Annotated in this window: 19 protein-coding genes, 1 tRNA gene and 2 rRNA genes (1 of these 22 only partly in view); 9 read left to right on the top strand and 13 right to left on the bottom strand. The window is 64.7% G+C overall.

Annotation, left to right across the window (positions count from 1 at the left end; translation table 11 throughout):
• The 3 genes from RHOOR87_RS0117915 to RHOOR87_RS0117905 all read left to right on the top strand — a co-directional run.
• Nucleotides 1–1,665: ribosomal RNA gene (locus RHOOR87_RS0117915) — 23S ribosomal RNA — on the top strand (it extends 1,215 nt beyond the left edge of the window).
• Between the two features lie 250 nt (nt 1,666–1,915).
• Nucleotides 1,916–2,029, top strand: a 5S ribosomal RNA gene (rrf, locus tag RHOOR87_RS0117910).
• Between the two features lie 178 nt (nt 2,030–2,207).
• The gene (locus RHOOR87_RS0117905) at nt 2,208–2,891 is read left to right on the top strand and encodes a rhomboid family intramembrane serine protease (RefSeq protein WP_015449126.1); all 684 of its coding nucleotides are present in this window, start codon (nt 2,208–2,210) and stop codon (nt 2,889–2,891) included.
• A 4-nt stretch (nt 2,892–2,895) separates the two neighbouring features.
• Here the strand turns inward: RHOOR87_RS0117905 and RHOOR87_RS0117900 are convergent, their stop codons facing one another.
• A complete protein-coding gene (locus RHOOR87_RS0117900; protein WP_007513815.1) occupies nt 2,896–3,624 on the bottom strand; it encodes a glutamine amidotransferase in 729 nt (242 codons plus the stop codon).
• Between the two features lie 32 nt (nt 3,625–3,656).
• The gene (locus RHOOR87_RS0117895) at nt 3,657–5,477 is read right to left on the bottom strand and encodes a GspE/PulE family protein (RefSeq protein WP_027485811.1); all 1,821 of its coding nucleotides are present in this window, start codon (nt 5,475–5,477) and stop codon (nt 3,657–3,659) included.
• Nucleotides 5,478–5,574: 97 nt separating this feature from the next.
• Here RHOOR87_RS0117895 and glyQ point away from each other — a divergent pair, with 97 nt between their 5' ends.
• Together glyQ and glyS are read left to right on the top strand one after the other, a co-directional pair.
• Nucleotides 5,575–6,498 (top strand): glycine--tRNA ligase subunit alpha, encoded by a 924-nt coding sequence (gene glyQ / locus RHOOR87_RS0117890; RefSeq protein ID WP_027485810.1) that lies wholly within the window; start codon nt 5,575–5,577, stop codon nt 6,496–6,498.
• The gene (gene glyS / locus RHOOR87_RS0117885; RefSeq protein ID WP_027485809.1) at nt 6,495–8,642 is read left to right on the top strand and encodes a glycine--tRNA ligase subunit beta; all 2,148 of its coding nucleotides are present in this window, start codon (nt 6,495–6,497) and stop codon (nt 8,640–8,642) included. Before glyQ ends, glyS begins: the two co-directional genes overlap by 4 nt.
• A gap of 72 nt (nt 8,643–8,714) precedes the next feature.
• Here the strand turns inward: glyS and RHOOR87_RS0117880 are convergent, their stop codons facing one another.
• A complete protein-coding gene (locus RHOOR87_RS0117880; RefSeq protein WP_007513824.1) occupies nt 8,715–9,260 on the bottom strand; it encodes a helix-turn-helix transcriptional regulator in 546 nt (181 codons plus the stop codon).
• 293 nt (nt 9,261–9,553) lie between these two features.
• On the opposite strand from RHOOR87_RS0117880, the gene RHOOR87_RS0117875 reads away from it, so the two are divergent.
• The gene (locus tag RHOOR87_RS0117875; protein ID WP_027485808.1) at nt 9,554–12,577 is read left to right on the top strand and encodes a TonB-dependent receptor; all 3,024 of its coding nucleotides are present in this window, start codon (nt 9,554–9,556) and stop codon (nt 12,575–12,577) included.
• A gap of 183 nt (nt 12,578–12,760) precedes the next feature.
• The gene (locus RHOOR87_RS0117870; RefSeq protein ID WP_015449121.1) at nt 12,761–14,635 is read left to right on the top strand and encodes an MFS transporter; all 1,875 of its coding nucleotides are present in this window, start codon (nt 12,761–12,763) and stop codon (nt 14,633–14,635) included.
• Between the two features lie 9 nt (nt 14,636–14,644).
• Here the strand turns inward: RHOOR87_RS0117870 and ampE are convergent, their stop codons facing one another.
• From ampE to RHOOR87_RS0117825, 9 genes are all read right to left on the bottom strand, one after another.
• Entirely contained in the window at nt 14,645–15,511 is an 867-nt protein-coding gene (gene ampE / locus RHOOR87_RS0117865) for a regulatory signaling modulator protein AmpE (protein ID WP_027485807.1), read from the bottom strand.
• A 62-nt stretch (nt 15,512–15,573) separates the two neighbouring features.
• Complete coding sequence (locus RHOOR87_RS0117860) at nt 15,574–16,272, bottom strand: hypothetical protein (protein WP_027485806.1); 699 nt, start codon at nt 16,270–16,272, stop codon at nt 15,574–15,576.
• Nucleotides 16,273–16,335: 63 nt separating this feature from the next.
• A complete protein-coding gene (gene nudC, locus RHOOR87_RS0117855) occupies nt 16,336–17,310 on the bottom strand; it encodes an NAD(+) diphosphatase (RefSeq protein ID WP_007513837.1) in 975 nt (324 codons plus the stop codon).
• Between the two features lie 11 nt (nt 17,311–17,321).
• Nucleotides 17,322–17,690, bottom strand: coding sequence for an iron-sulfur cluster insertion protein ErpA (erpA, locus tag RHOOR87_RS0117850; RefSeq protein WP_027485805.1), 369 nt, complete (start codon nt 17,688–17,690; stop codon nt 17,322–17,324).
• Between the two features lie 45 nt (nt 17,691–17,735).
• Complete coding sequence (locus RHOOR87_RS0117845) at nt 17,736–18,167, bottom strand: polymer-forming cytoskeletal protein (protein ID WP_015449117.1); 432 nt, start codon at nt 18,165–18,167, stop codon at nt 17,736–17,738.
• On the bottom strand, nt 18,154–18,909 hold the full coding sequence (locus tag RHOOR87_RS0117840; protein ID WP_007513844.1) for a DUF6776 family protein: 756 nt from the start codon (nt 18,907–18,909) through the stop codon (nt 18,154–18,156). Before RHOOR87_RS0117840 ends, RHOOR87_RS0117845 begins: the two co-directional genes overlap by 14 nt.
• Nucleotides 18,910–19,015: 106 nt before the next feature.
• Nucleotides 19,016–19,486 carry a bacterioferritin gene (gene bfr, locus RHOOR87_RS0117835; RefSeq protein ID WP_007513847.1) on the bottom strand — a complete coding sequence of 157 codons (471 nt, stop codon included), beginning with the start codon at nt 19,484–19,486 and terminating at the stop codon, nt 19,016–19,018.
• 128 nt (nt 19,487–19,614) lie between these two features.
• Nucleotides 19,615–19,812 (bottom strand): (2Fe-2S)-binding protein, encoded by a 198-nt coding sequence (locus RHOOR87_RS19445; RefSeq protein WP_037115451.1) that lies wholly within the window; start codon nt 19,810–19,812, stop codon nt 19,615–19,617.
• Between the two features lie 65 nt (nt 19,813–19,877).
• On the bottom strand, nt 19,878–20,438 hold the full coding sequence (locus tag RHOOR87_RS0117825) for an RNA pyrophosphohydrolase (RefSeq protein ID WP_007513850.1): 561 nt from the start codon (nt 20,436–20,438) through the stop codon (nt 19,878–19,880).
• Between the two features lie 182 nt (nt 20,439–20,620).
• Between RHOOR87_RS0117825 and RHOOR87_RS0117820 the strand changes: the two genes are divergently transcribed.
• Together RHOOR87_RS0117820 and RHOOR87_RS0117815 are read left to right on the top strand one after the other, a co-directional pair.
• A tRNA-Met gene (locus RHOOR87_RS0117820) sits at nt 20,621–20,697 on the top strand.
• A gap of 85 nt (nt 20,698–20,782) precedes the next feature.
• Nucleotides 20,783–22,129 carry an integrase arm-type DNA-binding domain-containing protein gene (locus RHOOR87_RS0117815; protein ID WP_231381833.1) on the top strand — a complete coding sequence of 449 codons (1,347 nt, stop codon included), beginning with the start codon at nt 20,783–20,785 and terminating at the stop codon, nt 22,127–22,129.
• A gap of 130 nt (nt 22,130–22,259) precedes the next feature.
• On the opposite strand, the gene RHOOR87_RS19440 is transcribed toward RHOOR87_RS0117815, so the two are convergent.
• A partial coding sequence (locus RHOOR87_RS19440) for a transposase (RefSeq protein WP_043795962.1) occupies nt 22,260–22,500 on the bottom strand: 241 nt, incomplete at its 5' end.

The following is a 22,500-nucleotide window of genomic DNA, read 5'->3' as shown; positions in this document are numbered from 1 at the left end:
AGGTATCGGAAGTGCGAATGCTGACATGAGTAACGATAATGGGGGTGAAAAGCCCCCACGCCGAAAGCCCAAGGTTTCCTCGCGCAACGTTCATCGGCGCAGGGTGAGTCGGCCCCTAAGGCGAGGCAGAAATGCGTAGTCGATGGGAAGCTGGTTAATATTCCAGCACTTTTCTACAGTGCGATGTGGGGACGGAGAAAGTTAGGTCTACCGGGCGTTGGTTGTCCCGGGGAAAGGCGGTAGGCATGGATCTTAGGCAAATCCGGGATCCTTTATGCCGAGCACCGAGACGAGCCCTTTTGGGCGAAGTGACCGATACTACGCTTCCAGGAAAAGCCACTAAGCTTCAGCTGTAGAAAAACCGTACCGTAAACCGACACTGGTAGGCAGGGTGAGAATCCCAAGGCGCTTGAGAGAACTCGGGTGAAGGAACTAGGCAAAATGGCACCGTAACTTCGGGAGAAGGTGCGCCCTTCGATGTGGTCACGTGCGTGACTGAGCATTGAAGGGTCGCAGTAACCTGGCCGCTGCGACTGTTTATCAAAAACACAGCACTCTGCAAACACGAAAGTGGACGTATAGGGTGTGACGCCTGCCCGGTGCTGGAAGGTTAATTGATGGGGTCAGCCGCAAGGCGAAGCTCTTGATCGAAGCCCCAGTAAACGGCGGCCGTAACTATAACGGTCCTAAGGTAGCGAAATTCCTTGTCGGGTAAGTTCCGACCTGCACGAATGGCGTAACGACAGCGGCGCTGTCTCCACCCGAGACTCAGTGAAATTGAATTCGCTGTGAAGATGCAGCGTTCCCGCGGCAAGACGGAAAGACCCCGTGAACCTTTACTATAGCTTTACACTGAACGTTGAGTTCTTCTGTGTAGGATAGGTGGGAGGCTTTGAAGTGCAGACGCCAGTTTGCATGGAGCCATCCTTGAAATACCACCCTGAAGTGCTTGACGTTCTAACCTCGGCCCGTAATCCGGGTCAGGGACCGTGTATGGTGGGTAGTTTGACTGGGGCGGTCTCCTCCCAAAGAGTAACGGAGGAGCACGAAGGTACGCTCAGCGCGGTCGGACATCGCGCACTGTGTGCAAAGGCATAAGCGTGCTTGACTGCGAGATCGACGGATCAAGCAGGTACGAAAGTAGGTCTTAGTGATCCGGTGGTTCTGTATGGAAGGGCCATCGCTCAACGGATAAAAGGTACTCCGGGGATAACAGGCTGATACCGCCCAAGAGTTCATATCGACGGCGGTGTTTGGCACCTCGATGTCGGCTCATCACATCCTGGGGCTGTAGCCGGTCCCAAGGGTATGGCTGTTCGCCATTTAAAGTGGTACGCGAGCTGGGTTCAGAACGTCGTGAGACAGTTCGGTCCCTATCTGTCGTGGGCGTTGGAGATTTGAGGGGGGCTGCTCCTAGTACGAGAGGACCGGAGTGGACGTTCCGCTGGTGTTCGGGTTGTCTCGCCAGAGGCATTGCCCGGTAGCTATGAACGGAAGTGATAACCGCTGAAAGCATCTAAGCGGGAAGCACGCCCCAAGATGAGATCTCCCGAGAGCTTGACTCTCCTTAAGGCACCATCAAGACCAGGTGGTTGATAGGTCAGGTGTGGAAGCGCAGCAATGCGTTCAGCTAACTGATACTAATGAGCCGTGCGGCTTGACCATATAACCCCAAGTGGCTTTGTTTTACGCAGGTCCCTCTGCGAAGCTACCGGCCATCCATGGCCGGAGCCTTCGAAAGAGCGATCGTTCCAAGGCACTTGCCAAATATCGAATTCACCTCGACGCTTGTCACTCGTTTACGATTTATCTCACGTGAGATCCCTCTCACGAAAAGAAGAGTCAAAACCCCGCCATCCGTGGCGGACTCTTCAAAAATGCGGAGCCGGCGCGTCAGCGCTGCTCCCACCCCTTCCCTGGCGGCCATAGCGGCGTGGTCCCACCTGATCCCATCCCGAACTCAGAAGTGAAACGCGCATGCGCCGATGGTAGTGTGGCTTTGCCATGCAAGAGTAGGTCACCGCCAGGGGCTTTATCCTTAGAAGGCCTCCCCATCCGGGGAGGCCTTCGTCTTTATCAGCCTCACTCCCCCAACGGCAACGCTCGGGGGCTTTGGTGTCGAAATACCGATCCCATCGCCGCGGGCCATTCATCATCGCCTATGATGGCTGGCACACCACGGCCCGGTGCATGTCTGGGGGCGACTCTTGTTTGTCCATGTTGAAACACGTCGTCGTCCGCGTTGGCATTGGGCAACTTTGTTGGTAGTGACGGTCTGCGTGATGTGCTTCGTGGGTCTGGCCCTGACGCCTGCCACGCAAAGGGTGTCCCTGTTGCTGGAATGGGGCACGGTACCGGCGAACATCTTCGATCCGCATCAGGCGTTGCTGCCGCAGCTGACCGACCCTGCCTTGCTGCGGCTGTTCACGGCACTGTTCATCCATGTGACCTGGCTGCACTTGCTGAGCAACCTACTGTTCCTGGCCATCTTCGGCCTGCCGGGCGAGCGCGCGCTGGGCTCGCTGCGGTTCCTGCTGTTGTTCGCGGTAGGTGGAATCGTGGCGAACCTGATCGGTGCGTTGTCCCTCACGGGCGTGCGCCTGCCGATCATCGGTTGCAGCGGTGCGGTATCGGCGGTGGTCGGTACCTACGTGGCGCTGTTTCCGCGTGCCAGGCTCGGCCTGGTACTGCCGCTGGGACTATATTTGGAGTTCGTGCGGGTGCCGGCATTCCTGCTGATCGGCTTGTGGGTGCTGCTGCAGTTGCTGTTCAGCTATGCGGGAGCCAGCTACGGCGCCTACGTGTGGTGGGCGCACATCGGCGGTTTCCTGTTCGGCGTGGTCTTCGCGCTGTTCTCGCGCGATGCGATCGCGCGTCGCCTGCGCGGCTGAGTCGTCAGCCCGCCGCCACGGCCCAGTGGTGGTGACGTGAGAAACGGCGTAGCAGCTGGCGGGCGATCGGCGTGGCGGCCACGGCACTGAAGATCTTCTCGGGATCCGCACCCTCGAGTCGCAGATCGGCCTGCTTGCGCCGGATGTAGGCACGCATCACCTCGGCGTTGAACTCCGGGTGGAACTGCACGCTGAGCGCATGCGGTCCGTAACGCAGCAGCTGATGCGGATCCCGCGTCGATCGGGCGAGCACGGTGGCCCTGTCCGGCGGTTCGACCACGCTTTGCTCGTGCGTGGTGTGTGCGCGGAAACGCGCCGGCAGCGACGCGGCCAGCGGGTCCCGGGTGGCGAGCATCGACACTTCAATGGTCTGGGTACCGATCTCGCGCCCGCCTGGCAGATAATCGACGCGCCCGCCCAGCGCGTGAGCCATCAGTTGGTGGCCGTAGCAGACGCCGAACAGCGGCAGTTCGATGTCCATCGCGTCGCGAATCCAGCCGGCCGTGCGTTCGCTCCACGTCGATCGCTCGGTGACCATGGCGGCCGAGCCGGTAATGATGGCGCCGGCGACCTCTCGTGGTGCCGGCAACGCTTCGCCGGCAGCGACATCGATGACCTGCAGTTGCCGCGGATGCAGCCCCGCGCCGAGCCGAAACCAGTGCGGGAAGTCACCGTGGCGGGCGCGAATCGGGTTGGGCGCACGGCCGGTGCGGACGATCAGGACGGGTTTCATGCGCAGGACCGATGGTTCTTCATCGAACGTCTTTACGGTTGAGTATCGTCGAACGCGTCGATCGGCGGCAACACGGTGAGGACTTCCTGCACGGTGGTCAGTCCGGCCGCCACCTGGTCCGCAGCCGAGATGCGCAGCGGGCGCATGCCTTCGGACAGTGCGGCCTGGCCGAACCCGCTCAGGTCGAGCTGGGCCGAGATCATGCCACGCAAGCGCGGCGACAGCTTCAGCATCTCGTAGATGCCGGTGCGGCCGAGGAAGCCGGTATTGCGGCATTCCAGGCAACCGACCGGCTGGAACACCTGCTGCGGCAGCGGCATGTCCCAGCCGTGGGTGAGTACGGTCCAGGCCTGAAGGTCCTGCGCGCTCGCCCGCTTGCAGTGCGGGCACAGCGTGCGCACCAGTCGCTGCGCCACCACGCCGGTCAGGGTGGACTGGATCAGGTAATGCGGCACGCCCAGGTCGAGCAGGCGGGTGACCGCGCTCGGCGCGTCGTTGGTATGCAGGGTGGACAGCACCAGGTGGCCGGTGAGCGAGGCCTGCACGGCCATCTGCGCGGTTTCCAGGTCGCGGATCTCGCCGATCATGATGATGTCGGGGTCCTGTCGCAGCAACGTGCGCACGCCGGCGGCGAAATCCAGCTCGATCGCCGCGTGCACCTGCATCTGGTTGAACTCCGGCGAGACCATCTCGATCGGGTCTTCCACCGTGCACACGTTGAGCTCCGGCGTGGCCAGGTGCTTCAGCGTGGAATACAGCGTGGTGGTCTTGCCCGAACCGGTCGGGCCGGTGACCAGCACGATGCCGTGTGGTCGCTCCACCATGCTGCGCCAGTTGGCGCCCTCAGAGGGAGAGAAGCCGAGCTGGGCGAAGTCCTTCACCACCAGGTCCGGATCGAAGATGCGCATCACCACCTTCTCGCCGAACGCCGTGGGCATGTTCGAGATGCGCAGCTCCACCTCGCGGCCGGAGGACGAGCGGGTCTTGATGCGGCCATCCTGCGGGCGGCGTTTTTCGGCCACGTCCATGCGCGCCAGGATCTTGATGCGCGCGGTCACCGCGGTCATCACCGGCGCCGGCAACTCGAACACCTTCTGCATCACGCCGTCGATGCGGAAGCGGATATGCCCGGTATCGCGGCGTGGTTCCAGGTGGATGTCCGAGGCGCGCTGCTCGAACGCGTACTGCAGCAGCCAGTCGACGATGTGCACCACGTGGCGGTCATCGGCGCCGACTTCGCCGCTCTTGCCGAGCTCGACCAGCTGCTCGAAGTTGAGGATCGCCGAAGAGGCATCGCTGCCGCCCTTGGCGTCCTGCGCCAGCTGGATCGAGCGCTGGACGCCGTAGAACTCCTGCAGGTAGCGGTTGATGTCGATCGGGCTGGCCACCACGCGCTTGATGTCCCGCCGCAGCATCTGCGCGAGGTCGGGCGCCCAGCCGGCTTCGAACGGCTCGCAGGTGGCGAACGTCACCTCGCCCGGAGCGGCCGCGATCGGCAGGATCCGGTGGCGCTTGGCGTACGCATGGCTCACCACCTGGGTCACCGAGGCGACGTTGATCTTCATCGGGTCGATCTTGAGGTACGGCAGCCCGGCGTGGCCGGCCAGCCACTCGGTCAGGGCTTCCAGGCTGAGCGGTCGGCCCTTTTCGTGCTGGTTTGCCAGCTTGGCGTTCGCGATCAGCACCAGCGGGTGCAGCTCGACCGTGCTGCGGCCGGCCCGGGCACCCATGCGCACCTGCTTGGCGTCATCGGCCAGCAGGTAACCGTCGACCACCAGCGTCGCCAGCAGTTCGTCCAGCTCCAGCCGGCCACGCCGGCCGAGCAGGGATGCGATTTGAGGTGAAGCGGCCATCCGGATGCGTCCCCCGCGATGCGTTTTCCGACCGGAACCCGGTGGAAAAGCGAGCTGCAGCTATACTAACGCGCTTTACCCAAGGTCACGGAAAACCATGTCTGCACGCACTTTCCAGGATGTGATCCAGACCCTCAACCGCTACTGGGCGGCGCAGGGCTGTGTGCTGCTGCAGCCACTCGACACCGAGGTCGGCGCCGGTACGTTCCACCCCGCCACCTTCCTGCGCGCACTCGGTCCCGAACCTTGGGCCGCCGCCTACGTGCAGCCCTCGCGCCGGCCCACCGACGGCCGCTACGGCGAGAATCCGAACCGGCTGCAGCATTACTACCAGTACCAGGTGGTGATGAAGCCTAATCCCGAGAACATCCTCGATCTGTATATCGGCTCGCTGAAGGAGCTCGGCCTCGATCCGTTGGTGCACGACCTGCGCTTCGTCGAGGACAACTGGGAGTCGCCGACCCTGGGCGCCTGGGGACTGGGCTGGGAAGTCTGGCTCAACGGCATGGAGGTCACCCAGTTCACCTATTTCCAGCAAGCCGGCGGACTGGAATGCCGCCCGGTGACCGGCGAGATCACCTACGGCCTCGAGCGGCTGGCGATGTACCTGCAAAACGTGGACAACGTCTACGACCTGGTCTGGACCGACGGTCCACGTGGCATCGTGACCTACGGCGACGTGTTCCACCAGAACGAGGTGGAGCAGAGCACCTACAATTTCGAACACGCGAACGTGCCCGAACTGCTGCACTGGTTCGACGTGTGCGAGGCCACCGCGAATCAGCTGATCGTGGCGAACCTGCCGCTGCCGGCGTACGAACAGGTGATGAAGGCCAGCCATACCTTCAATCTGCTCGACGCGCGCCGCGCAATCAGCGTCACCGAGCGCCAGCGCTACATCCTGCGCGTGCGTACGCTGTCGCGCAGCGTGGCCGAGACCTATGTGGCGCAGCGCGAGAGGCTCGGCTTCCCGGGCCTGAAGCATGCGCCGTCGAAGAACGCGAAGGAGCAGGCCGCATGAGCGCCGCCAAGTCACTGCTGATCGAACTGGGCACCGAGGAGCTGCCGCCGAAGGCGCTGGATGAATTGTCCGCCGCTTTCCTGCGCGGCATTTGCGATGGCCTGGCCAAGCGCGGCATCGACGCCGGGCTCGACCTGGCCCAGGCTTATGCCTCGCCGCGCCGCCTGGCGGCGTATATCCCAGCGGTAGCCGTGACGCAGCCGCAGCAGGCGCTGGAACGCCGTGGCCCGGCGCTGGCCGCGGCGCTCGATGCGGCGGGCCAGCCGTCGAAGGCGCTGCTTGGCTTCGCGCAGTCCTGCGGCGTCGGCGTCGAACAGCTGGAAAAACTGGAAACCGACAAGGGCGGCTGGTTCGTCTGGCGGACGGTCAAGCCGGGCCAGCCGGTGGCGGCGCTGTTGCCGGAAATCATCGACGAGGCGCTGAAGACGCTGCCGATCCCGCGGCCGATGCGCTGGGCCGACCACGACTACAGCTTCGTGCGCCCGGCGCACTGGCTGGTGATCCTGCACGGTGCCGACATCGTCGACGGCAGGGTGCTGGGCCTGAACAGCGGCCGCAAGTCGCGCGGCCATCGCTTCATGCATCCGCAACCGGTGCATCTGGCTGACGCGGACGGCTGGCTGGATGCGATGCGCGCCTGCAACGTGCTGGCTGATCCGGGCGAACGGCGCCAGCGCATTCGCGACCAGGTCAGGCAGGCCGCCGGAGTGACCGGTGGCGTGCCGCGGCTCGACGATGCGCTGCTGGACGAGCTGGCCAACCTCACCGAATGGCCGGTGGCGATCGCCTGCACGTTCGAGCGCGAGTTCCTCGGCGTGCCGCCCGAGGCACTGGTGACCACCATGGTGGCAAACCAGAAGTTCGTGCCGGTATTCGACGCCGACGGCAAGCTGACCGAGCACTTCATCGGCATCGCGAACATCGAGAGCAAGGATCCGGCCGAGATCCGCAAGGGCTACGAGCGGGTGATCCGGCCGCGCTTCGCCGATGCCAAGTTCTTCTGGGACGAGGACCTGAAGACGCCGCTGGCCAGCTACCAGGAGCAGCTGAAGAACGTCACCTACCAGCAGGCACTGGGCAGCCTGTGGGACAAGAGCGTGCGCGTCGCCGAATTGGCGCGGGTGGTCGCCAACCGGGTCGGCGTCGATGCCGCCTTGGCCACGCGCGCCGCCTCCTTGAGCAAGTGCGACCTGTTGACCCGCATGGTCGGCGAGTTTCCCGAGTTGCAGGGCGTGATGGGGCGCTATTACGCCAGCCACGACGGTGAGACGGCGGCGGTGGCCGAGGCGCTGGACAGCTACTACCAGCCGCGTTTCGGCGGCGACGCGATCGCCGCCGACCGGCTTGGCCAGGTGCTGGCCGTGGCCGAACGGCTGGACACCCTGGCCGGCATCTTCGCCGTCGGCATGAAGCCCGGCGGCAACAAGGATCCGTTTGCCCTGCGCCGCGCCGCGCTGGGCCTGGCGCGCACCCTGATCGAGGGCGGCCTGGAACTGGACCTGCGTGCCAGCTTCATCGAGGCGCTGGAACTACTGCCGGACGCGGCGCTGGCGGCGGGCTTGAAGCCGGGCAAGGACGGCAAGCCGCCGGCCCTGAACGCCGGCCAGCGGCGGGCGATCCTGACCGACGAACTGTACGACTTCGTGCTCGACCGCCTGCGCGGCTATTACGCCGAGCAGGGTTTCGACAACGCGCAGTTTGAAGCGGTGCTGGCGGTGCAGCCGGTCAGCCTGGCCGATTTCGACGGCCGCCTGCGTGCGGTGGCCGAGTTCAGCCGCTGCCCGGAGGCGGTCAGCCTGGCGGCAGCCAACAAGCGGGTCGCCAACATTCTGCGCAAGCACGCGGACGAGCCAGGCGCGCCCCCGATCGGCCGAACCATCGACCCCACGCGTTTCGAGGCGGATGCGGAACGCGAACTGGCTGATGCGCTGGCCTCGGCACGGCACGACAGCGCCGCCGCCCTGGCCGCCGGCGATTACACCGCGGCGCTGGCGCGCCTGTCACAACTGCAAGCAGCGGTGGATGCATTCTTCGACAGTGTGCTGGTGAATGCCGACGATCCGATGGTGCGCGCCAATCGGCTGGCGCTGCTGGGCCAGCTGAAAGCCCAGTTCGGCGCCATCGCCGATATCGCCCTGCTCTGAACGCTGGTACGAAAAAGCGTGGCAGCCTGCGGGCTGCCACGCCTTCCCTGTCGCAACCAGGTGTTGGATGGATCAGGCCGTGTTGCGTTCCCGGCGAATCCGCTCGGCGAGCCGCTGGTTGAAAGTCACCATGGCCAGCGGGTCCACATGCGAGCCGCCGGGACCGAGCATCTCATAGAGTTGACTGAGCAGGTCGGTGTTCTCGGACAGCGAAAGACGACTGTCGGCCAAACTCAGCTCCGATTGCAGCATGCGTACGGCAGTGTCCAGCCGCTGCGCGTCGACCGCCGTGGCGGCGGCCATGTGACCGACTGCGGGCAGCTGAGCCCGGGAGCGGTGCGGCGTGGCTTTTTCCGAGCTGTACTGCTCATCCATGCCGGTGGGTGCGGGATCGACCTGCAGCGTCCCCTCGCCGGCCACCAGCCAGACCAGCGAAATGCCCAGCGTCTTGGCCAGCGTCACGCACCGTGCACGTGACGGATCGGTGTTGCCATCACGCCAACTGCGCACCACGCCCTCGGAGAAGCCACACATTCGGGCGATTTCCGTGGCGCTGCCCACGCGCTGGATCAGCAACTTGATACGTTCGGCGAAGGTTTCTGCGGGTTGCGAAGCCATGGGGGTTTGCATATCCATCGAGAGTACCGCCGTGGGTGGGGTCTAGCGTAAGTTTATGCCGAAAGTCAAGCGAAAGCACCGAAACAGAATGTTAGGGAAGTGTTGACCTACGTGTTTTCTTGAACTAACGTCGCAATAACTTACGCGAGCTGTCCGCGTAGGAAACCTAGTCTAAATCATGTGGATCGGCGTGGGCTTGCATAGTTTCCGGGATGCCGCCCTTGGATGCCACGAACACACAAAAGTTTCTTGTGCCCGGATGGCTCGGGCCGAACCATGGGGAGTCACCACTGATGAATTCGCGTAGAAATTTCAAGGCGGGGCAGCTGCAACGGACGGCGCTTGCTCTGGCACTGGGCATGGGCATCACGGGTCTTGCCTTCGCCCAAGCCACCACCGGCAGCATCTTTGGCCAAGCTCCGGCGGCTGCTGGCGAGACCGTCTCCGTAAAAGGCTCGACCGGCGTCACTCGTGAAGTTCAGGTCGACAGCAGCGGTCGCTATAGCATCAGCAACCTGCCGCTTGGCACCTACACCGTCACCTTGAAGAAGGATGGCGTGGCGGTCGAGTCGCGCGACAATGTCAACATTGTCGTCGGCGCCGGTACGGCGGTGTCCTTTGCCGGCGCAGAAAGCGCCCAGAATCTCGCGGCAGTGACGGTTCAGGCCAACGCGCTTCCGGTGATCGACGTATCGTCGGTTGACTCGCGTACGGTCATCACCGCGCAGGAGCTCGCCAAGCTGCCGCTCGGCCGCAGCGCGGAGGCCATCGCTTTGCTGGCTCCGGGCGTCGTCGCCGGCAATGCCGGCTTCGGTAATACGGTGTCGTTCGGTGGTGCCGGCGTCACCGAGAATGCGTACTACATCAATGGCTACAACACCACCGAGCCGCTCAGGGCTCTGGGTGGCGTCGGTCTCCCGTATGGCTCGATTGATCAGCAGGAAATCTACACCGGCGGCTACAGCGCAAAGTACGGTCGCTCCGATGGCGGCGTGATCAGCCAGGTCGGCAAGCGCGGCACCAACGAATGGCACTTCGGTGCCCAGGTCACGTGGTCGCCGAAATCCCTGGCCAACGACCCGAAGAACGTCTACTACCCGAATAACCAGTTGCCGCCGGGTTATATCTACAACGATACGAAAGTGCCGGGCACGATCTATCGCAACCGCAAGGGCAACACCAGTTGGACCACGAGCTACTCCGCCTACGCCGGTGGCCCGCTGATCCAGGATCGCCTGTACATGTTCCTGTCCGCCGAAGCGGAAAAACAGCAGGGCGACAGTACCTCGGTCGTGTCGTCCTCGGCGCCCGCGGTCAACAAGTACAAGTACAGCCTGCCCAAGATGTACGCAAAGTTCGACTGGAACATCAACGACAGCAACATTCTCGAATACAGCCACATCCAGAGCAACGAGTCCTATAGCGGTGACCTGTATGCATATGACTATGCGACGGGTACGCATGCCAGCGCCCTCTTTAGTCACCCGATCTCGCACAAGTACGCCTCCAGGTACGACATCGCGAAGTACACCAGCTACATCACCGACGATCTGACGTTGTCGGCGACCTACGGCAAGAGCAAGAAAGACGACTATACGGTGACGCCGGGTCTCAGCGCCACGCTGCCGTACCTGACCGGTACCACCCTTCAGAATCCGGCCATTACCGGCGGTACTCCGATTCGCAACGGTGTGCCGACTTCCTCGGTCACGTCGCCGGATGCGGGCAGCAAGACGCGCGGCCTGCGAGTCGACCTGGAATACCAGTTGGCTGATCATCATCTTGCCGTGGGCATCGACAACCAGTACTACGCCGCGCACAACGAAGGTCAGGCGATGGGTGGTCCGGGCTATCGATGGACCTACGCCCGCACGCAAAAACCGAGTTCGCCGCTCGTTCCCGGTCTGGGCGTTGGCGCGCCGGGTGGCAACGGCTACTACGTCTACAAATACATCTTCTCGACGACCACCAGCATGTCGGTCAAGCAGAAGGCGTTCTATCTCGAGGATCGTTGGCAGGTCAGCGACAACGTGCTGCTGAGCCTCGGTCTTCGCAACGACCACTTCACCAACTACAACAACGTGGCCAAGCCCTACGTCGACCAGAAGAATCAGTGGGCGCCGCGTCTGGGTGCCAGCTGGGATGTGTTCGGGGACGCCTCGTTCAAGGTCTACGGCAATCTCGGTCGTTACTTCCTCGCGTTGCCGAACAGCGTCGCGATTCGTGGCGCCTCGGCGTCCACCTACACGCGTGAATACTTCACTTATACCGGTATCGACGCCAACGGCGCGCCGACCGGTCTGACCGCACTTGGTCCAGGCCCGGTCTCCTCCAACAGCGAGTACGGCATTGCGCCGGACAACAAGACCTTCGGCCCGACCAACCTGAAGTCGCAGTACCAGGATGAGGCCATCCTTGGTTTCGACAAGACCCTGGGTCCGGATTGGGCCTATGGCGCGAAGGCGACCTATCGCAAGCTGCAGACCGCGATCGATGACGTCTGCGACGGCGGCAAGATCGAAGACAAGTTGATTGCGCAGGGCGTGGATACTTCCACGCTCGACATCCACAGCTGCTACATCTTCAACCCAGGCCGGACCAACACCTTCCTGCTCAACGACTCGAACGGCGGCTACAAGAGCGTCCAGATGTCCCAGGCCGACTGGGGCTTCAACCAGGGTGCCAAGCGCAAGTACTACGCCCTCGATATGTACCTGGAACATCCGTTCAACGGCAAATGGCAGGCGCGCGTCGACTACACGTTCTCGCGCAGCTGGGGCAACACCGAGGGTCAGGTGCGCTCGGATCTCGAGCAGAACGACGTGTCCAAGACGGAAGACTGGGATGCAGCCGAGCTGATGATCGGCAGCGGTGGCGTACTGTCGAATAACCGTAGGCACCAGCTGAAATTCTACGGTAGTTATCAGATCACTCCAGAGTGGTTGGTGTCCGGCGCGGCGCGGATCCAGTCGGGCTCGCCGAAGACCTGCCTGGGCTATTTCGGTCCGAATCAGGACGATCCGATCAGCTATGGCGGTGACTACCACTACTGCTTCGGCAAGCTCAGTGGCCCGGGTGCGGCTGGCAACACACCGTGGACCAAGAAGATCGATCTGAGCGTGGCCTATCGTCCAGCCTTTGCAGATCACAAGCTTGCCTTCTCGGCCAGCGTGTTCAACGTGCTCAATGAGCGGAAGGTAACCAACACCTTCCCGCGCTCTCAAACCGATGTGAATACCGTCTCGAACACTTACGGCATGGGTACATACTTCCAGACGCCGCGTTACGTGCGTCTGTCGATGTCCTACGACTACTAAGTAGTTTCGCCTAAAGGAACGAGCATCGTGCTCTGACCTTGTTTCGAGAGAACGCCACCCTTGATCGGGTGGCGTTTTTTTTTGGATCCGTTTGAGTTGTGTCTGAACCTTGCTCATGGCAATAATCGTTGAATCCGCCAGGCATCCAGCACGAGCGCGGAAGTACCGCCATCAGGACAGCGCATGAGCCAATTCGCATTGCTCGGCAAACGCCGCTTCGCGCCGTTCTTCTGGACCCAAGCGCTGGGGGCGTTCAACGACAATGCGTTCCGCAATGCGCTGGTGATGCTGGTGGCGTTCCAGATGGGGCTGGGCGATCGCACGGTGTCGCTGTACACCAACCTGGCGCCGGCGCTGTTCATCATTCCGTTCTTCCTGTTCTCCGCCACCGCCGGGCAGCTGGCCGAGAAGTACGAGAAGAGCCGGATCATCCGTTACGTGAAGCTGTTCGAGATCGGCGCGATGGCGCTGGCCGCGTACGGTTTCTACACGCATCACACCACGCTGCTGCTGATCGTGCTGTTCATGATGGGCATGCACTCGACCATGTTCGGACCGATCAAGTACGCGATCCTGCCGCAGGCGCTGAAGCCGGCCGAACTGGTCGGTGGCAACGGATTGGTGGAGATGGGTACGCAGATGGCGATGCTGGTCGGCATGATCGCCGGCAACTCGCTGATGCTGGTGGCCGGCGTGGGGCCGCTGCTGGCGTCCGGCGCCACCATCGCGGTGGCAGTGGCCGGCTACCTGGCTTCTCGCCGCATTCCGCCCGCGCCGGCGACTGCGCCGGAACTGAAGTTCAACTGGAACCCGTTCAGCGAGACCGCGCGGGTGCTGGCGATCACCCGCGCCGATCGCCCGGTGTTCAATGCGGTGCTGGGCATCTCGTGGTTCTGGTTTTTCGGCACCGTGCTGATCGCACAGCTGCCGATCTACACGCGCGAAACGCTGGGCGGCGACGGTTCGGTCAATACCCTAGTATTGACCTTGTTCTCGATCGGCACCGGCCTCGGCGCGCTGCTGTGCGAGAAGCTGTCGGGCCGGCGGGTGGAGATCGGCCTGGTGCCGCTGGGCGCGTTCGGGTTGACCGCGTTCGGCGTCGAACTCTACTTCGCGCGGCACGGCATGGCGGCGGCGCGCGGGCTGGACTGGCGGGCCTTCCTGCAGGCGGCGGGCAGCTGGCGCGTCACGCTCGATCTCACCCTGATCGGCGTGTTCGCCGGCCTCTACGTGGTGCCGTTGTTCGCCTACGTGCAGGCCCGCGCGCCACGCGAGAAGCTGTCGCGGATCATCGCCGGCACCAACATCCTGAATGCGCTGCTGATCGTGCTGGCCGCCGGCTTCGGCCTGGGGCTGGGTGCGCTGGGGCTGGATGCGTCGCAGATCTTCCTCGCCGCGGCGCTGCTCAACGTGCTGGTGGCCTGGTACATCTTCACCCTGGTGCCCGAGTTCGTGATGCGCTTCATCACCTGGGTGCTGGTGAACACGCTGTATCGGGTACGCGCCGACGGCACTGAACGGATTCCCTGGGAGGGGCCGGCGCTGCTGGTCTGCAACCACGTCAGCTTCATGGACCCGCTGCTGCTGATGGCGAAACTGCGCCGGCCGGTGCGCTTCGTGATGTACTACAGGATCTTCAGCATCCCGGTGCTGAGCTTCGTGTTCCGCACTGCCAGAGCGATCCCGATCGCCGGCCACAAGGAGGATCCTGCGGTACTGCAGCAGGCCTACGACGCGATCGACGCGGCGCTGGCGGCAGGCGAGGTGGTGTGCGTCTTCCCGGAAGGTGGCCTGACCGACGACGGCGAGATCGCGCCGTTCCGCCCCGGCGTGGAAAAGATCCTGGCGCGGCGGCCGGTGCCGGTGGTACCGATGGCGCTGCGCGGCCTGTGGGGCAGCGTGTGGAGCCGACGCGACTCGATGCTGCGTCGCGCGCGCCTGCCGCGGCGGTTCCGGGCGCGGGTGGAACTGGTGGTCGATGCGCCGCAGGAGCCCGCGCAGGTCTCGGCAGCGACGCTCGAGGCGCGGGTACGCGAGCTGCGCGGGGAACTGGCCTGAGCGGACGACTCAGCCGATCCAGCCGCCGATCACGACCAGGGCCACCACGCTCAGCCACGCCAGCAGCGCGCGCAGCAGTGCGCTGCGCAGGCGCCGCAATTCGGCCAGCGGATCGCCGTGTTCCTCGGCGTAGCCGTCGCCGGCCTCGATGTCGATCAGCACGTCGGCTTGCGCCGCGGCGCCCAGGAAACCTGGGCCGGCCGCATACCAGCTGGTCGCTGCAGCCTGTTTGTGCCAGCGCTGCCAGGCGCCGATCACCGCCTCCCAATGGCCGACCACGGCCAGGGTGAAGGTCAGCAGCTGCGCGGGCAGCCAGTCCAGTGCGTTGGCCACGTGATCGGCGGCGCGGCGGCTGTCCGGGTCGAGCCGCAGCGCGTCGCGGCCCAGCGTCTGCGCCAGCCGGTACCCCAGTGCGCCGACCGGGCCGAGCAGGAAGAACCACAGCAACACGGCGAAGCGGCGGCGCAATGCGGCATAGGCGATCGCCTCGCCCAGCGCCGGTGCGTTCCAGGCAATCGGCTGGCCGTCATCGGCCAGCGCCTGCGCCGCGGCTTCGCGACGGGCGCCGTCCGGGGCGTCCAGGATCGACTCCAGGTCGGCCTCGAACTCGCGCGGGCCGAAGCAGTACAGCAGCACCGTCAGCGCAAACAGCAACGGCAGCAGCTCGCCCAGCGGCGAACGCCCGAGCAACCATTCCAGCAGCGCGCACAGGAACAGCGGCAACAGCAGGGCCAGTGCCACGCGACCGCCGCCGCTGGTATCCGCCAGCTGCGCCACCCAGCGGCGAAACAGGCTGTCGCCGCGCCAGCGCGCCAGTTGCGGTATCAGGTGCAGCAGGCCGAGGGCAACGAGGGCGACGAGCAGACGGATGGCCATGACGGAGGAACTCGCGGACAGTGCCGGCATTGTAAGCGACGCGCCGGCAGCAGGCGGAGCGCTCAGTTGCCGAAAATCGCGCGGCGCGAGATCGCGTCGACGGCATTGCCGGATGCCGCATGGTCGACCTGCGGGCCGCAGCCGTCGGCGCCGAGCGCACGTTCCACCAGCGGGTGCGTGACGAACTGGTTGCCGCTGCGCTCCATCTTCATGCGTTCGTACATGCAGCGGCTGGCGGTGGTCATTGCGTGCACGACCTGCCGCACGCTGGGCGCGGTGCGCAGCTGGATACCGGCGCGTGGCGGCATGTCCGAGCCCGGCAGGCGCAGGCGTGACGGCCATGGCGAATTGCCCGCGCCAGCGATGGCGGCGTGGTAGTCGCCGGAGCGGTCCGGCACGTTTGCCGGCGAGGTGGCGACGACCGCCTGCGATGACGCGGCAGCGCCCGGTGCTCGCAGCGCCGCCGCCGACCTTGCCGGGCGTATCGTCCGGGGTCGTGGCGGTCGTGGCGGTCGTGGTGGCGGGTTGGCGGATCGTGGCCTGCCGGGCCGTGCGACGAAGCTGAGCTGCAGTGCCTCGCCGTTGTCGTGGCCGGCGGTGCGTGCTGCCCTGTACGGCAGCGCGGGACGCAGCACCAGCGTCAAGGTGAGCAGGTGCAGCGCCGTGACGCTGCCGAGGATGGCGCCGCGGCGCCATGCGGCCCGCCAGGAGCGCGCACGCGAAGACTCGCAGCCGTAATGCGGGGTGCTTCCGTGCGCCATCGCCGATCCTTCGTGGTGGATGCGGCTGTGACCGGCGGGCCGGCGCGAAGTTCGCGCCGGGAATCAGCGTGGCGAGGTGTCGGCGACCAGCGCGTCCAGGTCCAGCCCCGCACCCTGCCGCAGCCAATGCGCCAGCAACTGATAGGACACCGACAGTCGCGTGGAGGGCAGGAAGCTGCCGTCGGCGATGCCGTCGGCGATCTGCTGCGGGGTGAACCAGCGCGCGTCCTCCAGTTCGTGGTCACGCATGCGGATCCGCCGCGACGCGGCGGTGGCGATGAAGCCGACCATCAGCGAGGCCGGCATCGGCCATGGCTGCGAGGAGTGGTAGCGCACTTCGTCGACGATCACGCCCGCTTCCTCGGCCACTTCGCGCCGCACCGCATCCTCCAGCGCCTCGCCCGGTTCGACGAAGCCGGCCAGGGTGGAGTAGCGCCCCGGCGGCCAGCCGGCCTGGCGACCGAGCAGGCAGGCGCCGTCGTGCTCGACCAGCATGATCACGGCGGCGTCGGTACGCGGGAAGTGCAGCCGTGCACAGTCGGGGTTGGTGCATTGCGCGCGGTGGCCGGCGGCGACCAGCAGCAGCGGCGCGCCGCAGTGGGTGCAGAAGCGCGTCTCGCGTTGCCAGTGCGACAGGCCCTTGGCATAGGCGAACAGGCTGGCCTCGTCGGCCGCCAGCTGCAAGCCGGCGCCGCGCAGGCTCATGCGGCGGGCGTCGAGCGCGTGCTCCAGCTCGGCGAGGCGCGCGGGGTCGTCCGTCACCAGCAGGAAGTGCGGGCGCTCGTAGGCGACGCCGAGCAGGCTGGCGCGCTGCTCGCCGAACCACTGCTCGCGTTCGTTCGCGTCGAGCCAGCGCAGCGCATCGCCGTCGCGGCGCAGGAAGGCTTCACCGGCGCCGTCCAGCAGCAGGTAGCGCGCGTGCGGCGAGCGGGCCTGTTCGACGATCCAGCCCGACTCGTCGCGCGACTCGGCGACGCGATCGAGCACCAGGCTGAGCCCGGCGAAGGTGTTCAGCGGGGGCTGCACGGCCCGATCCATCGGTGGTGCCCTCAGGCCGAAAACGAGGAGCCGCAGCCGCAGGTGGTCTTCGCGTTCGGGTTGCTGATCACGAACTGCGCGCCGCTGAGGTTCTCGGCGTAGTCGATCTGCGCGCCGCCGAGGTATTGCAGCGACAGCGGGTCGCACAGCAGGGTCACGCCGTCGCGCTCGATCGCCAGGTCGTCCTCGGCCTGGGCCTCGTCGAAGGTGAAGCCGTACTGGAAGCCCGAGCAGCCGCCGCCGGAGATGTACACGCGCAGCTTCAGCGCCGGATTGCCCTCCTCGGCAATCAGCTCATGTACCTTGTGCGCAGCGGCGGCGGTGAACACCAGCGGGGCGCCGCTGCTGCGGTAATCGGGAATCGCGACGAAAGTTTCCATGGTCATCTAGATGGGGGCGGGCGGACTGCTGCCAAGCATACCGCGTCAGGCCGGCATCGCCTCGTCCAGTTCGGCATCCGGCGCGGGCAGTTCGCGCGGAGCGTCCCCGGCCTGGCGCGAGATGCGTCCGTTGACCTGCGCGCCGGCTGCCATCTCCATCGTGTGATAACGCAGATCGCCGTCGATGCATGCCTGCGGCGCCAGTTCCAGCCGCACGCTGACGTTGACGTCGCCGGTCACGTGGCCGTTGATCACCGCCTGCGGCACGTGGATTTCGCCGTGCACGTGGCCGTGCTCGCTGAGCGTGAACACGGCGTCCTCGCCCTCGCCCAGCACGCTGCCTTCGATGCGACCGTCCAGGTGCAGTGCGCCGCTGAAGCGCAGGTCGCCGCGGATCACCGTGCCGCGGGCGATCAGGCTGGTCTCGTGGCTGCTGTGGTTGCGATCGCTGCGATCGCTGCGTCTACGGTTGAGCATCGCGGTCCCCTTCAGTGTTGGTGATGTTTCCGCTCAGTGCGGCGCCCCAGGCGACGGCACGGTTGACCGGCTCGCCGCCGGCGGGCTGAATGCTGATGCGCAATCGTGTCGGACGGAAATCCGCCGGCAGCACGATGGTGCCGTGCAATTGCTGGAAATAGGTGAAACGGAACGGCAGGCCGTCCTTTTGCGCGGCATCGCCCAGCGCCGGCCAGTCCAGCCGCGTCACCTGGTCGCCGCGCAGGCCTTCCACGCTGACCAGGGCGTTGCCGGCAATCTCGTCGCCACGCCTGGCGTTCTGGGTCAGGCTGAGGCTGAGGTTCCAGCCGCGCGAGCCGACGATCGGCTGCAACTTCACTTCCTGCAGCTTCAGCCCCTGCCGTTGGGCGTCGCCGCCGACCAGGCGCGAATAGAATCCGAGGTCGGCGCGCAGGCCATTCAGCTCCTCCTCGCGTTGTGCCAGGGTGCCGCGCAGCGAACGGGTGGCGACCTCGTTGACCTGGGCTGCACGCTGCAGGTTGGCCACTTGCTGCTTCAAATCGTCGATCTGGCCGAGCAGGGCACGTTGCTGGCGATGGTCCACGGCCGCCGGGGCATTCGCCTGCCGCATCAATGTGCCAGCGGTCAGGCCGACTGCCAGCAGGCTGCCGAGCCAGGCCAGGCCCAGCCACAGCCAGCGCCGGCGCTGATCGGTGTCGTCGTGCCGGCGCACGACGAAGCGCGGAGGTGGTCGTGAGGCCATGCGGCGCGTTCCGGGGAAAACCAGAGGTATAGCCCCGGCGTGACAAAAGCGTCAAGGAACGGGGACACGCTTCGGCGTGCCGCCGATGGACAGGTGGTCGCGCGGCTCAGCCTTGCAGCTTGCTCTGCAGGTAGCGCTCTGCGCCAATGTCCTTGACCAGGCTGAACTGGGTTTCCAGCCAGTCGATATGGGCTTCCTCGTCGTGCAGGATGTCCTTGAACAGGTCACGGCTGACGTAGTCGGCGACGCCTTCGCTGCAGGCGATCGCCTCGCGCAGATCCTTTACCGCCGCCAGTTCCAGCTCCAAGTCGCCCTGCAGCGACTCCAGCGCATTCTCACCGATGCGCAGCTTGCCCAGGTGCTGCAGGTTCGGCAGGCCGTCGAGGAACAGGATGCGTTCGATCAGATGATCGGCGTGCTTCATCTCCTCGATCGATTCCTTGTACTCGTGCTCGGCCAGTTCGGCGTAACCCCAGTTCTTCAGCATCCGGCCATGCAGGAAATACTGGTTGATCGCGGTCAGTTCGTTGTAGAGCACCTTGTTGAGGAACCCGATGACCTTGGCATCACCCTTCATGACTTCCACTCCGCTCGAAGACAGTGCCGACTATACAAACTCGGTGTCGCGGCGGCTGGAATCGGGAAGCGACAAGGGTTGCGTACGGCAGGAGGCCCCCACCCGCACGACACCGCGGAAGGCGAGGCTCAGGCGGCGGCCAGTGGCAGCCGGCAGGTGACTTGCGACAAGGCCTGGTCGAATGTGGTGCGTGCTTCCCGCTCGCAGCCGCCGCAGCAGTCCGAGCAGCCGGTGCGGGCCTGCAGTTCGGCGAAGGTGCGCACGCCATCGGCCGCCTCGCGGCGGATGGTGTGGTCGGTGACGGCGTTGCACATGCAGATGTACATGGCGCGCATTGCAACGCGAATGCGAATGATTGTCAACAATCAACCGGTCGGCTGCGACAATCGGTTCAGGCGGCGGCACGCCCGTCGCGCGGCCCGGTGGGTGGGCTGCCGGCCTCGTCGCGCGGCGGCAGGCTGCCCAGCTGGACGCCGAACAGATCCTCGACCAGTGGCGCGAAGTGGCGCAGCGCCCGCTCGTAGACCTGCCGCTTGAAGTTGACCACGTGTGCGGCGGGGTACCAGAAGTCGACCCAGCGCCACAGGTCGAACTCCGGTTTCTCACTGGCATCCAGTTTCAGCGCATCCTCGTCGCCGACCAGCTTGAGCAGGAACCAGACCTGCTTCTGGCCAATGCAGGTGGGCCGCTGGTGATGGCGCACGTAACGGTTCGGCAGGCGATAGCGCAGCCAGCCGTGCGTGGCGCAGATCACCTCGACATGGTGCGCGGCCAGCCCGGTCTCCTCTTCCAGCTCGCGGTACATCGCCTCCAGCGGCGTCTCGTCCGAGCGCATGCCGCCCTGCGGGAACTGCCAGCCGTCGCGATTGATCCGGCGCGCCCAGAACAGCCGGCCGTCCGCGTTCAGCAGCACGATACCGACATTCGGACGATAGCCATCTACATCAATCATGTCGCCTCCTGGGGCCGAACGGCGCAGCATGGCCGGCAAGACCGCAGCGGAGCTCCTGCCGCCGATTCAACCACAGCGCGCGAAGCAGCGGCAAGCGGCGGGCTTGAACCTGCCGGGCTACCCGACTAAACTGCCGCGCCCCGCCCGCATCGTTCCGATGCCGGCATGGCGGGTTCCCCCAAGGCTATGTAGCTCAGCCGGTTAGAGCACAGCACTCATAATGCTGGGGTCGGTGGTTCGAGTCCACCCATAGCCACCAAGAACTCATCCAGTGACATCCAAAGAAGGCCGGTAAACCCAGCAATACCAAGGGTTCCGGCCTTTTCTTTGTCCGGCGTAGTACGATGTCGTCCACTGCAATCTACCGTCGGGTGGCGGTAGTTTTGACGGGAGATTGCTACCGTCAAAAAAGCTACCGTCAATGGGGCGCCGTGATGCCGCTGAGTGATGTCGGGATAAGAAACGCAAAGCCCGCCAGCAAGCCGCTGAAGATGACTGATGGCGGAGGGTTGTACTTGCTGCTGAACCCCAACGGCTCGCGATGGTGGCGGTTTGACTATCGGTTCGACGGTAGGCGCAAAACCCTGAGTATGGGCACCTATCCGGACACCGGACTGAAAGATGCCCGTGACAAGCGCGATGAGGCCCGTAAGCAGTTGGCCTCAGGGGTAGACCCAGGTGCGCAGCGCAAGGCTGTAAAGGCCGCTGGCGTTGACCGGGCGGCCAACAGCTTTGAAGTGGTGGCTCGCGAGTGGCTGGAACTCAAGCAGCGTGAGTGGACCCCGGGCCAGTACGCCAAGGAACTCGATCGGCTGGAAAACCACGCATTCCAATGGATTGGCCACCTCCCCGTGGCCGAAATAGGCGTCGCTGAAGTCCGACCCCTGCTGGCACATGTGGTGAAGCGCGGGCATATCGAACAGGCGCACCGTCTGCGCCATCAGTTAAGCCGAGTGTTCCGTTTCGCTGTCGCCACTGAACGGGCGAGCCGCGACCCGGCCGCTGATCTACGTGACACTCTGCCGGCGCGCCAGCCGCAGAATTACCCAACCATCACCGCCCCGGCACAGGTCGGTGAACTTATGCGCGCGATCGACGGTTTCACGGGTGCCTTCGTGGTGGCCTGCGCGTTGAAACTGGCGCCCTTGTGGTTCTGCCGGCCGGGGGAGATTCGCCAAGCCGAGTGGGTGAACTTTGATCTGGATGGCGATCAGCCCACCTATACCGTGCCACCGATCATCCGCAAGCTGCGTAAGGCCGAGAAGGAAAACTCCAAGACCCCGCCGCATATCGTGCCGCTCTCTACGCAGGCCGTGGCGATCCTGCGCGAGCTGCACCAACTTACGGGCCGCGGCCGCTATCTGTTTCCTGGCGCGCGTAGCGTCAGCCGAAACATGTCAGATGGTGCAGTGAATGCCGCCTTGGCTCGTATCGGATACAAGGGGATCCTGACTGGCCATGGCTTCCGCCATATGGCTCGCACCATGCTGGGGGAGCTCGGATGGAATCCTGAGGCGCTGGAGCGGCAGCTATCACATAAGGAACCAGGAGTTTCCGGCGTTTACAACAAGGCGCAACATCTGCCTGAGCGCCGGAAAATCATGCAAGAGTGGGCCGACTATCTGGACATGCTGAAGACTGGCGGAGCAACTTCTCCCGTAAGCTCAGGGTTTGAGTCGGGCTCAGGCTAACTTTGCACCGCAGACACAATGCCGTGGGCCGTGCATTTATAAAATCCGCTTCAGACCCCTCGCTTCGAATCGACCAAGAATTGCGCCAGGCGGCCGAAGCTGCTTTGCGCGACCTGATTAGCGACGACGCTCAGCCATGAAAATTGTCGACGGCGCGCAATTTCGTCTCTGGCCAAGGCTTGCACAGGGTCATGGCGCGCGCCAGTCGCGGCAGCAGCTCGGCAAGTCGGAAACGGCGGTTGAAGCGGTAGGCGGCTTCGGCCAGATAGCGCCGCGCGTACTTGGCCTGGCGCATGGCGTGGTAGCAACCGCTGATCGCTCGTTTGACGTTGCCGAGCACCACGTTCACCCAGCGCGCTCCCTTGACCTCG

This window comes from Rhodanobacter sp. OR87, assembly GCF_000473345.1.
Taxonomy (GTDB): Bacteria; Pseudomonadota; Gammaproteobacteria; order Xanthomonadales; family Rhodanobacteraceae; genus Rhodanobacter; species Rhodanobacter denitrificans.
Note: the sequence above shows the minus strand (reverse complement) of the source record. Positions and strands in the feature narration are given on the sequence as shown.

Bases quoted from the DNA above. Each gene is read 5' to 3' on its own strand.
- RHOOR87_RS0117900 (WP_007513815.1), bottom strand. From the start codon at position 3,624: ATGAAACCCGTCCTGATCGTCCGCACCGGCCGTGCGCCCAACCCGATT.
- RHOOR87_RS0117895 (WP_027485811.1), bottom strand. From the start codon at position 5,477: ATGGCCGCTTCACCTCAAATCGCATCCCTGCTCGGCCGGCGTGGCCGG.
- glyQ (WP_027485810.1), top strand. From the start codon at position 5,575: ATGTCTGCACGCACTTTCCAGGATGTGATCCAGACCCTCAACCGCTAC.
- glyS (WP_027485809.1), top strand. From the start codon at position 6,495: ATGAGCGCCGCCAAGTCACTGCTGATCGAACTGGGCACCGAGGAGCTG.
- RHOOR87_RS0117880 (WP_007513824.1), bottom strand. From the start codon at position 9,260: ATGGCTTCGCAACCCGCAGAAACCTTCGCCGAACGTATCAAGTTGCTG.
- RHOOR87_RS0117875 (WP_027485808.1), top strand. From the start codon at position 9,554: ATGAATTCGCGTAGAAATTTCAAGGCGGGGCAGCTGCAACGGACGGCG.
- RHOOR87_RS0117870 (WP_015449121.1), top strand. From the start codon at position 12,761: ATGAGCCAATTCGCATTGCTCGGCAAACGCCGCTTCGCGCCGTTCTTC.
- ampE (WP_027485807.1), bottom strand. From the start codon at position 15,511: ATGGCCATCCGTCTGCTCGTCGCCCTCGTTGCCCTCGGCCTGCTGCAC.
- RHOOR87_RS0117860 (WP_027485806.1), bottom strand. From the start codon at position 16,272: ATGGCGCACGGAAGCACCCCGCATTACGGCTGCGAGTCTTCGCGTGCG.
- nudC (WP_007513837.1), bottom strand. From the start codon at position 17,310: ATGGATCGGGCCGTGCAGCCCCCGCTGAACACCTTCGCCGGGCTCAGC.
- erpA (WP_027485805.1), bottom strand. From the start codon at position 17,690: ATGGAAACTTTCGTCGCGATTCCCGATTACCGCAGCAGCGGCGCCCCG.
- RHOOR87_RS0117845 (WP_015449117.1), bottom strand. From the start codon at position 18,167: ATGCTCAACCGTAGACGCAGCGATCGCAGCGATCGCAACCACAGCAGC.
- RHOOR87_RS0117840 (WP_007513844.1), bottom strand. From the start codon at position 18,909: ATGGCCTCACGACCACCTCCGCGCTTCGTCGTGCGCCGGCACGACGAC.
- bfr (WP_007513847.1), bottom strand. From the start codon at position 19,486: ATGAAGGGTGATGCCAAGGTCATCGGGTTCCTCAACAAGGTGCTCTAC.
- RHOOR87_RS19445 (WP_037115451.1), bottom strand. From the start codon at position 19,812: ATGTACATCTGCATGTGCAACGCCGTCACCGACCACACCATCCGCCGC.
- RHOOR87_RS0117825 (WP_007513850.1), bottom strand. From the start codon at position 20,438: ATGATTGATGTAGATGGCTATCGTCCGAATGTCGGTATCGTGCTGCTG.
- RHOOR87_RS0117815 (WP_231381833.1), top strand. From the start codon at position 20,783: ATGTCGTCCACTGCAATCTACCGTCGGGTGGCGGTAGTTTTGACGGGA.